Raw genomic sequence first — 10,007 nt, forward strand, 5'->3', positions numbered from 1 at the left:
AGGATGAACTAAAAAGACCATTCACAATGCTAGAATTAAACCTTGATAATAAAACCGTAAAAATGGATGCCGGCGAGCTTGTCGGTTTTCAAGTCGACGGCTATGAATACATCCATCAACAGGAGAGTCCCGGTTGGCGTAGTTCCGATACCGAGATGTTTCCCATTATCGGGCCGACCGCGGAAGCCAAATTTCAGGTGCAGACGCCAAGGGACATTGCCGTTCAAGACCAGCATGGGCTGTTGCGGGAAATGGAATATGAGCTGATTTCGCAAACGAAAATGGAGGCTATTTTTCAAAAAACCTACGAGGCGCATACCCCGGTTAAAAATTCGAAGTATCCCGAAAAATCGAACAAGGAGTATTTATTCTGGACGTATGACTTTCTTTTCCAAAAACAGTTTTTGCTGACGGAATCGGGACTTGAAATCACGTTTACCGTTTCCGGAGAACGCGATAGTCCTTTTATGTTGGGATACCATCCTGCTTTTAAGCTATATTCGAAAAACCCCGAAATCGTTGCCGGAGAAAAGAGTATTTCCTTGGATGATATTCTGGCCGTGGGCAGCCGTGCATTGGAAGTCCCGAATTGCGAGGAAATCCTATTAAAAGATAAAAAACACCTTCGGATAAAGACGGAAGGCTTTGGCAACTTTATGCTTTGGACGGAAGTGCCCAATATGGTGTGTATCGAGCCGATCACCTTTTACCCCTATACTGTCGAGCAGCGGAATTTGCACGAGGGATTTCAGTATTTGGGGGATGGAGCAAGGACTTTTAAGGTTTGGATTACGCCGTGAAAATTTGCGCCAAGATGATGTTCTTGTGCCATTTAACCCGTCTAAATCAAATGCACGAAGAAATTTTAATTGTGATATGACTATCAAACTGGATTCAGTGAACCAAATTACTTATTGATTGCCTTAACTTCCGCCAAATACTCCCCCAATTTACTGCCATACTTCGAATCCGCGACCTCCGGGGTTAGGGAATTGTAGATAGAATCCAGATAAATGACGTTGGCGTCCGATACTTCGGTGAGAGCGATATAAGGTGCGATGTAGGAGTCTCTATTGTTCAGCGCGAAATTAAGGGCGAACGCATAGCCACGCTGCACGTTTTTATCGCTTAATCGTTGCATGGAATCCATTTGTACGGAATCCAATGCGGTCTCCCGGTTAGCGGAGGTCTGCATCAGCTCTAGATTTTTAAAATTGAAACGGGACATTGTTTTTTGATATTCCTCCAATTTCTTTTGGGTCTTTGAACCCTCGATTTTAGCGTCGGTATCAAAAGTGTTCCAAGCCGTGTTAATGGTAATGGTGCCTGGTTCACCAAAAAAGGTAATACGGTCGTTGATATCGTTGGCGTCTTTCTTGTCGAGGTACAGGTAGAATATCTCGGGACTCTCCAGCTCGGTCTTGAAACTAAAGTTGCCATCGCCTTCAACCTGCAGTGAATCTAGGGTCACCAAGGTAGAATCTGGAATGTGTTGTAGAAACAGCGTGCCCTTTTTTAGGCCCTTTACCTTTCCGGTTACTATCATGGTGTTCTCTGAAATAGCATCGCCGCAGGCAACGATTGAAAGTGCAAATAATAGGTTAAATACTATTGTTTTTTTCATGTCTCAAATTTCACTACAAATATCACGATTATTTATTTTTTCCGTGGTATCCCCGAGTCTAAAATGTCTGCAATCGACCAACGGCTAGAAACGGTGCTGGTCATCAAGCGGATAGGTAAGTTCATCGAAAAATCCGCATAAAATGTATTGGAACACGAATTTTTCTGTAATTTAGGCGAAAATTCCTACTTATGAACAATTATGTCGTCCTTTTCTGTTTTTTTGCGATTTGTTTTGTCATGGCTTGTTTAATGGTCGCCTTCCTGTCCGACGACAAGGGATAATACGGGACTAGAACTACATTTTAGAGGCAACTTCCATCAAATAGGCGCAGAGCAAAGCTCCCCCCGTTCCTATTACATATCCAAAAACGGCCAAGAGCACACCTACCGAAGTCAACGACGGATGGAATTCCGCAGCGACCACAGGTGCCGATGCCGCCCCGCCAACATTGGCCTGGCTGCCAACGGCCAAAAAGAAATAAGGGGCTTTGATGAGTTTGGCGACAAGTATCAGCAGTCCCGCGTGAATCGAAATCCATACAAAACCTACCGCCAGCAGTCCAGGGTTTTCCAATACCCTTCCGAGGTCCATTTTCATACCAATGGTGGCTACCAAAATGTAAATGAACATACCTCCGATTTTACTGGCTCCGGCACCCTCGTAATTCTTGGCTTTCGTAAAGGAAAGGCCTATCCCTATAGCTGTTGCGAGAACTACCATCCAAAAGAAACTGGAACCTAAAAAGGACATAAAATTGGACGGATCCGCTACTTGCGCACTATTCGCTATCAAATAATCGCTGATTTCGTCCCCGAAAAAATGGGCGATGCCCGTTGCTGTAAATGCAAAGGATAGCATTATGATATAATCTTTCAAGGTCGGTACCCGGGCTATTTTTTCCGCAAATTCGGTGACCTTTATCTTTAAGGTCTCGATGGCCGAAGTATCCGCTTTTAACCATGTATCGATTCGGGTGCTTTTGCCAACCCCGAATAGGATGACGGCCATCCAAATATTGGCGATTACGATATCTACCAGAACCATTTTGCCGTATTCATCGGGATTGTAGCGGAAAATTTCAAGCATGGCAGCTTGGTTGGCACCGCCTCCTATCCAACTTCCGGCGATTGTGGAAAGTCCACGCCATACGGCGTCGAAATCGCTACCGCCAACGGTGTCCGGGGAAAAAATGGAAACGATTAAAATAGCGATGGGGCCTCCGATAATAATGCCCACCGTGCCCGTCAAAAACATGATCAGGGCTTTGGAACCTAGGTTGGAAATGGCTTTTAGATCGATACTCAAAGTCATCAAGACCAAAGCAGCGGGCAAAAGATAGCGGCTCGCCATAAAATAAAGATTGGAAGTCTCATCGGAAACCACGCCCGTACTGGCCAAGATGGCCGGTAAAAGATAGGCCATAAGTACACCGGGGACAATGGAATAGAACTTACTCCAAAACCCTGTTTTTAGTGAAGAGGTGTAGAAAATGAAGCCTAGTGAGAGGGCCAGTAGACCGAATACTACGGTGTCGTTGGTGATTAGGGGTTGATCCATTGCTTTAGTTATTGGTTATGAGTTCGGATTTAATAAAATACGCTACCCCATCCTCATAATTGGGCAGGGTCGTGCTATCGGCTATGGCCTTTACTTCTTCCCGGGCATTGCCTACGGCAACTCCGTAGCCACAGTGTTCTATCATTTCAATGTCGTTGTAATTGTCGCCGAACGCAATGACATCCGACAGCGATTCATCGGCCGCCAACAAACTTCGGATAGCGGTAAGTTTGGAGACGGATTTCGGGGCGATCTCTATCAAGGTATCGTTCGAGCGGTACAGGTGCAAATCTTCACCAAATTGCTTTTCCAGCAGCGGATAAAGCAGATCCGAAGTAATCTTGGTGCCCATAAGCATGATTTTGTGCGCCCCTATATTCCGGTCTTCCCAATCTTTCAACGTGTCGGGAGTATCCCTGAAAATAGGAGTGGATTGGGTGTAGCGGATTTCCTTCCGTACCCGCGCGCTATTTTCTTCTACAAACCATTCATTCGTATAGTACAGTCCTAATTTTGTGAAATGCAATTGGGCGAGATTGTGTATTTCCCAAAGGTGCTGCATCTGGATTACGGTTGAGGAAATTTCGATATCCCCATGCAACACCAAGGCCCCGTTATAGCAAACGATAGGCTGATCTAAAATACCCAATCTTCGCTGTAAATATACCATGGCCCTCGGCATTCGGGCAGAGACCAATATAATTCGTGTTTTGTCCCTTATCCTTGCGATTTCGGATATCGTAAAATCCGACACATCGCTTTTACTGGATAGCAATGTTCCGTCAAGATCGGAACAGAGGATTTTGTATTTCATAATCAAAGATTCAGCCAATAGGTCAATTTCAAATTTATCGACCGGTAGCGCGGTTCGAACTGATTGACGACATAGTTATCATTGTAAACAACAAACAAATCCGACAATGGCGCAAAACGCCATTGCAGTCTCGAATTAATTCCCAAATTATTGGCCTGATTGCCGTATTGAAAAATGGTGGACCAAAATATGGATTTGCTAAACGTAAGATTAAATTTGGAACTGACCAACCAAAAATCGCCGTCGGGGTAAGGGTCGGGCAGCCGTATCCGGTTGTGGTTCAGGGCCAAGGATATCAATACCTTTGGTTGTAGACGAAGCGTTGTTTCCCCTTTAAAGGAAAATAGGTCGCCGTTAAAAAACCGGCCGATTTGTGCAAAGCCTTCGAAAGAAACGGCTTTTGCCCGGTTCGATTGGTATTCCATTGCGACACTATTAAAATGATAACCATGATTATCCGGAAGCGGAACACCGCCCTCAGTGTTCGTAGGGTCAAAGGGTTTGGACAAAAAGATATACTCGCCAAAGAACTCTGCCGTGAATTCGGACTGGTCTTGGAATTCTGCGGTCCAAGAGGCCATGATGTTGCGATCTGTGTTCTTGTAGTCCAAGCTTGGTTGCCATGTAATTATGGGGAAAAACTGGAAACCGTGAGTGTTGATAATTGCGTTTTTTGGATAGAAGAGCCGTTGTATACCCGTTGCCGATTTAACGATATCGGTACGCCGAACGAACCCAAGATCGGAGCGGAAATCGTCATCGATATGGATCCAATCGGAAAAGATATTGTACTTTCTGGTGTTGTAGCTTAAGAAAGCCCCGGTGGAGTAATTGCCCCTTTTGTCATCGGGTTGGAACGATTTGTGGCCGTAAAACTTTCCTGTCCATTTGTTGTTTTTTGAAGCTAGGTTATAATCAAGCCCGACTACCCGGTTGTATTCATCATCGCGTTGCACAAAGTCATACGTCTTGAACGATTCTTTGTTGATAAAAAATGCGCCAATGTTGGAACGGGCAAAAATCTTTTTTTGCAGAACGAGCATCGTATTGTTGTTCGATGCGATTTCGTTGGCCTTGTCCTCATCGGTTTGAATGCTTAGCACGCCCAACCGCCAATTATCATTGAGTTTTCCGCTGAGACGAACACCGCCCAATATCCTGTTTTCTATAGAATTGCCTGCACTGTCCCTAGCGATGCCGATACGTCTCGAAAAAAACGGATTGGCATCCCTGCCGCCACCAAAACTTCCGAATAGGTCGCTATTGTCGATAAAAAATTGACGTTTTTCGGGTAGCGATACCTCGAACCGGGTCAGGTTGGTGATAATATCGTCTACCTCTACGTTCGAGAAATCGGGGTTTACGGTAATGTCGAGGTTCATACCGTTGCCAATGGCCACTTTGGCGTCGCCTCCTACTTTGAGGTTGATTCGGCCGTCATCGATTAAATAATCCTTTTCCGCAATGGTGTTCACGTAGGGTATGATGGCGAGAGGTGTACGTGATTTTCCCAAAGGTTTTTCGAAAACCATATCGCCCATAAACGCTAGGCTGAAAACGGATTGGTTTTGTGGTACGGGGTGCCAAGCACTCCGTTCATTGGTCTGCATGTCGAACCTATAGCTCTGGAACCGCCATTTGGTCTCGCCCTCCCTGAATTTGAAGGAGGTCAGGGGTATGGCCAGTTCCGCTGTATAATAGTTCTCGAACATTTTGGCCTCGCCGAGCCATTTGACATCCCAAGAGGTGTTAAAATCACTGTCGCTGTCCTCCCCGCCGCTGGAAATCAGGGCTTCCCTTAGAACGCCAAAGGGGTTGATGCCAAACAAAAAGGCGTTCGTACCATCGTTAAACGTATCGAACATCAAGCTAATATTATCGTTGCCACCGGCCCTAAAATCCCGTTCCAAAGAAGGTATGACCCAATTGTTTCCTATGGATGACACCTTAATGCCAATATATAGGGTCGTAGCATTATAGACCATTTTGATTTCCGTAGGATGTTTTGCCAGGACCTTGTCCGAAGGAAAGTATTGTTGGAAGTCTTTGGCGCCCCCGGCATTTTCCCAAGCCGGATCATCGAGAATACCATCGATTTCAAGAAAGTCCGATACCAGTTTTACGGTAAAGCTTTTGTTGGGATTTTGAGTATAGGCAAGAACGCTCGCAATGAGGAATAGGATAGTGCAAAGCGCTCTGGTCATCGAAAGGGGTTTAACCGGTCTTTCAAATTTAGGGTTTTTTCGTAGAAAGGGATAAAATTCAAGAGGTAACTGCCAATAACAATTCAAGGTTCAAGCCTATTTTCGGTAAGATAGGGCTTCAGCTGTTTTTTTTTGAATTAATTTCAAAGCATGGCTCATTCCAGATTCAAATAAGTTTGAAAATAACAAACTTTGAAACAAGTTCCGCAACGATGATACCCACGATAAAAAGAACTATGGGTCTGGTACCTTTTGCGTTCGAAGAAACTTTGAAGCCATTGTAAAGTAGTATCACATACCAAATCAAAAAAATGATGGAAATAAGGGCGAATACTAGAATTACAACAATTGCCAACGAAGGAATATCTGGCAGTTTGCCGGGTGTTGCCATCTCAGCTATTTCCTGGGTAGTTCGATAAAGGTACCATCGGCATTGAACAGCGGCAATATATAATAGGGCGTACGGGCAATAACCACCGTAGTCAATATATCGATGGCACGGGTCTTGGGATTGAGGTACTTCGAAATTAAAAATAATACAAATGTCAGGCATAAAATATTGATGGCATTGTCCGCAAAAGGTTGCCAAAGGCTAATTTGACCGACAAGATGCATGTCGATTACTCCATCGAATCTTGCATTGAAGAAATAAGCAATCGTGGAGCCCAATACCGTCGCAATCGTTCCGATAATAAAAGCGTGCGCTCTTGATATTTTTCAAAGGGATTCAATAGAACAGTTTTCATAGGGAAGTTTGTATGTTCAATTTTTCGATGATATCGTCGAGTCTATTGCGTACCGTGGGGTAGCTTATTCCCATTTTGATCGCCATTTTTTTTAGGCTGCCACTGGTAAATACAAACTGCAGAATAAATTCTTGGTCCTCCAAAGGAAGCTGTAACCACTTGGGAAGCGGATATTTTCCAGAAATAACGGTCTCACAATCCGAACAGGAAAGTTCACTAACAAGTAAGGGTTCCGAACAACTGGGACATTGAATGGGTAGATTTCTCATTGAAAACTAAAAATAATTAAGTCAAATATAAATAAAAGTTATAATTAAATTAGTTATTTTTAGTTTTAATTGAGTAAAATTTTGGTTAAACGCTGATTGGCTATGGCTATGGCTATGGATACCGCCTAATACCCTTCAGAATCTTTCCTCCGAAACTCCCTTTTCTTCTTCTTGTCGGGATTCTTGAACAAACGTTTGAAGAAACCGTCACGTTTAACCGGGTCGCAATCCAGCAACCGGACGATTTCAGGATCGGGTTCTTCAAAGCGGGCCTTGGTGATGGTATCGTACGAAGGATGCCGGTTCAGTTCCTGCATAAGCTTGGCGAATATCGGCAGGGCGGCATTGGCGCCTTGACCAAGAGCGGTACTTCGAAATCCGATTTCGTGGTTCTCAAGGCCTACCCAGGTGACGTGTAGCATTTTGGGAGTCAGGGCAACGAACCAAGCATCCTTATTGTTCTGGGTAGTACCAGTTTTGCCGGCGATATCGTTCTTGAGTTTGTAGGTGGTTCGAATTCGTGAGGCCGTACCCATATTAACGGTCGATCTCATCATTTCGAGCATAATTTGAAGTGTTTCTTCCGAAAAAGCGGGAGTTTTGGCACGTTTGGGTTCGAATTTGGTCAAAAGGGAATCTTTTTTGTCCGTAATCCGTTCGATGAAATAGGGCAGAACTGCCTTACCATCATTGAGATAGGTAGCATATACGCCCGCCAGTTCGTTGAGATAAAGTTCACCGGTGCCCAGGGCGATAGATGGCTCTTCGGGCAGTTTCGTAAAAACGCCCATATTTTTGGCCATGGTCATGACATTGGTCAGTCCCGTTTTTTCCAGGACTTTTACGGTTACCGTATTCACCGAATTGCTAAGGGCCTGTTCCATCGAATAGTTGAGGTAAGCCTCATCATCGTCGCCAGAATTGCCGGGCGACCAGTTTTTCAGGTTTTCGTATTCCACCTCTTCGGCAGACCAATACGTACAGGGTGCGATACCGGTTTCCAGGGCGGCCGTATACACGATCGGTTTGAACGTTGACCCGACCTGCCGTTTGCTTTGTGCCACATGGTCGTATTTGAAATGTTCGAAATCTACCCCGCCGATCCACGTTTTTACCGCCCCGGTTTGCGGGTCGATCGCCAAAGATCCGGTATTCAAAAATTTCATGTAATGTACGATACTATCATACGAACTCGCCTCGACCGTTTTTTCGCCTTTCCAATCGGTAAGGGTCATCTTTCGTTTCGTTTTTAGCGAATCCATGATTTGGGCGTCATTCAGATTCTGCGCCTTGAGCTTTTTATAGACGCCCGTGCCGCGTACCACTTTTTCGATTAGTTTCTTATCGGTAAGCCAAGGCGCGTTCTTGCCATAACTTTTCTCGAATTGTTCCTGCAGGCTGGCCATGTGTTCGCGCATCGCCGCTTCGGCCCAAAATTGCATATTGTAGTCGAGGGTGGTGTAGATTTTGAGTCCATCCGTATAAATATTGTATTCGTTGCCGTTTTCCCGCTGTTCGAGACTCCATTTCTGCATTTTTTTCCGGACCTCTTCCCGAAAATAGGGAGCCAGGCCGTCGTTGTTGTCGTATTCCCGATAATCCAAGGTAATGGGTATATCGGTCAGACTATCCTTTTTTTCTGCGGATAGGAATTCGTTGTTCGCCATGGAAAGGAGTACCAAATTTCTTCGGGACAAGCTTTTTTCTGGAAATATCCTTGGATTATATCCATAGGTGGCCTTGAGCATACCTACCAAGGTGGCAGCCTGCTCGACGGTAAGGTCTTTGGTTCGTTTGTTAAAGAATTTCAGGGATGCACTCTCGATACCGAACGTATTATCTCCAAAGGAAACCGTGTTCAGATAGTGGGTCAGTATTTCATCCTTTGAAAAGATATCTTCTAGACGGGATGCTATAACCATTTCCTTGATTTTGTCCACTGCAATGTTTGACACATTTCTGTCCCTTCGCGGATATAAGTTTTTTGCCAATTGCTGGGTCAGTGTACTTCCGCCCCCTGACGATTGGTCCTGCATCAGCACCGTTTTGATAGCCACACGGCCCAAACTTTGATAATCGATGCCCGAATGTTCGTAAAACCGCTCGTCTTCAATGGCGACCAGAGCATCCAATACATGTTGCGGGATGCTTTCGAAAGCGATGGGCTGCCTATCGTAGAGATAGAATTTACCAATGAGCACACTGTCTATCGTATATACCTCGGATGCCCGCTGGTATTGAAAATCGGAGAGGCCTTCTTTATTTGGAATTTTCCCCCAAACGCCCAAGTAGATGCTGAGGATCAAAAGGACGATTATTGCTATTCCAGCAGCGATGGCCAAAATACTATATCTTAGGATAGGGGATTTTATTTGTTTTAACAGCACTATTTTTTTGTTTAGGATGACTTACGCCTTATCGTCCGCAATATCCGACTAAAAAATAAAATCCGTATGAAGCTTAACAATTGATTTAATTTAGTTGGACTATTTTTGACGAAAATTTCCCTGAATGAAAAAATGTATCCTCGTATTGTTTTTTGTAACCAATATATGCTTCGCCAACAACCCCATTTGGTCAAAAACAGGGCATAGGGTCGTAGGGGAGGTAGCACAGGAGAACCTCACGAAAAAAGCGGCAAACGCCATTGCTGAATTACTGGATGGTCAAAGTTTGGCCGCCGTATCCAATTTTGGGGATGAGATCAAGGCCGATAGTTCGTATCGCAAATTTAGTGCCTGGCATTATGTCAATTATCCCGCGGATAAAAAATACGGTGACGAACCGCCA

Annotated in this window: 9 protein-coding genes; 2 read left to right on the forward strand and 7 right to left on the reverse strand. The window is 44.7% G+C overall.

Annotated features, from left to right (window positions below; translation table 11 throughout):
- The coding region (locus tag ACEW8S_RS19570) for an aldose 1-epimerase (RefSeq protein WP_373519791.1) at positions 1-800 on the forward strand (800 nt) is incomplete at its 5' end.
- Between the two features lie 107 nt (positions 801-907).
- On the opposite strand, the gene ACEW8S_RS19575 is transcribed toward ACEW8S_RS19570, so the two are convergent.
- The 7 genes from ACEW8S_RS19575 to ACEW8S_RS19605 all read right to left on the reverse strand — a co-directional run bounded on the left by ACEW8S_RS19575 (position 908) and on the right by ACEW8S_RS19605 (position 9,604).
- Positions 908-1,624: a DUF4369 domain-containing protein gene (locus ACEW8S_RS19575; RefSeq protein ID WP_373519792.1), complete on the reverse strand. Its 717-nt coding sequence runs from the start codon at positions 1,622-1,624 to the stop codon at positions 908-910.
- 297 nt (positions 1,625-1,921) lie between these two features.
- Positions 1,922-3,184, reverse strand: coding sequence for a DUF819 domain-containing protein (locus tag ACEW8S_RS19580; RefSeq protein WP_373519793.1), 1,263 nt, complete (start codon positions 3,182-3,184; stop codon positions 1,922-1,924).
- Between the two features lie 4 nt (positions 3,185-3,188).
- Positions 3,189-3,998 (reverse strand): Cof-type HAD-IIB family hydrolase, encoded by an 810-nt coding sequence (locus ACEW8S_RS19585; protein WP_373519794.1) that lies wholly within the window; start codon positions 3,996-3,998, stop codon positions 3,189-3,191.
- A 2-nt stretch (positions 3,999-4,000) separates the two neighbouring features.
- Positions 4,001-6,202 (reverse strand): DUF5916 domain-containing protein, encoded by a 2,202-nt coding sequence (locus tag ACEW8S_RS19590; RefSeq protein WP_373519795.1) that lies wholly within the window; start codon positions 6,200-6,202, stop codon positions 4,001-4,003.
- Between the two features lie 396 nt (positions 6,203-6,598).
- Positions 6,599-6,871 carry a hypothetical protein gene (locus tag ACEW8S_RS19595; RefSeq protein WP_373519796.1) on the reverse strand — a complete coding sequence of 91 codons (273 nt, stop codon included), beginning with the start codon at positions 6,869-6,871 and terminating at the stop codon, positions 6,599-6,601.
- Positions 6,872-6,944: 73 nt separating this feature from the next.
- Positions 6,945-7,217 carry a DUF2089 family protein gene (locus tag ACEW8S_RS19600; protein ID WP_373519797.1) on the reverse strand — a complete coding sequence of 91 codons (273 nt, stop codon included), beginning with the start codon at positions 7,215-7,217 and terminating at the stop codon, positions 6,945-6,947.
- 125 nt (positions 7,218-7,342) lie between these two features.
- Complete coding sequence (locus ACEW8S_RS19605) at positions 7,343-9,604, reverse strand: transglycosylase domain-containing protein (RefSeq protein ID WP_373519798.1); 2,262 nt, start codon at positions 9,602-9,604, stop codon at positions 7,343-7,345.
- Positions 9,605-9,728: 124 nt separating this feature from the next.
- On the opposite strand from ACEW8S_RS19605, the gene ACEW8S_RS19610 reads away from it, so the two are divergent.
- On the forward strand, positions 9,729-10,007 hold a 279-nt coding region (locus ACEW8S_RS19610), incomplete at its 3' end, for a S1/P1 nuclease (protein ID WP_373519799.1).

The sequence above is a fragment of the Pricia sp. genome (assembly GCF_041745955.1).
Lineage (GTDB): Bacteria > Bacteroidota > Bacteroidia > Flavobacteriales > Flavobacteriaceae > Pricia.

Excerpts from the sequence above, each read along its gene's own strand:
- ACEW8S_RS19575 (WP_373519792.1), bottom strand. The coding sequence starts at position 1,624 with ATGAAAAAAACAATAGTATTTAACCTATTATTTGCACTTTCAATCGTT.
- ACEW8S_RS19580 (WP_373519793.1), bottom strand. The coding sequence starts at position 3,184 with ATGGATCAACCCCTAATCACCAACGACACCGTAGTATTCGGTCTACTG.
- ACEW8S_RS19585 (WP_373519794.1), bottom strand. The coding sequence starts at position 3,998 with ATGAAATACAAAATCCTCTGTTCCGATCTTGACGGAACATTGCTATCC.
- ACEW8S_RS19590 (WP_373519795.1), bottom strand. The coding sequence starts at position 6,202 with ATGACCAGAGCGCTTTGCACTATCCTATTCCTCATTGCGAGCGTTCTT.
- ACEW8S_RS19600 (WP_373519797.1), bottom strand. The coding sequence starts at position 7,217 with ATGAGAAATCTACCCATTCAATGTCCCAGTTGTTCGGAACCCTTACTT.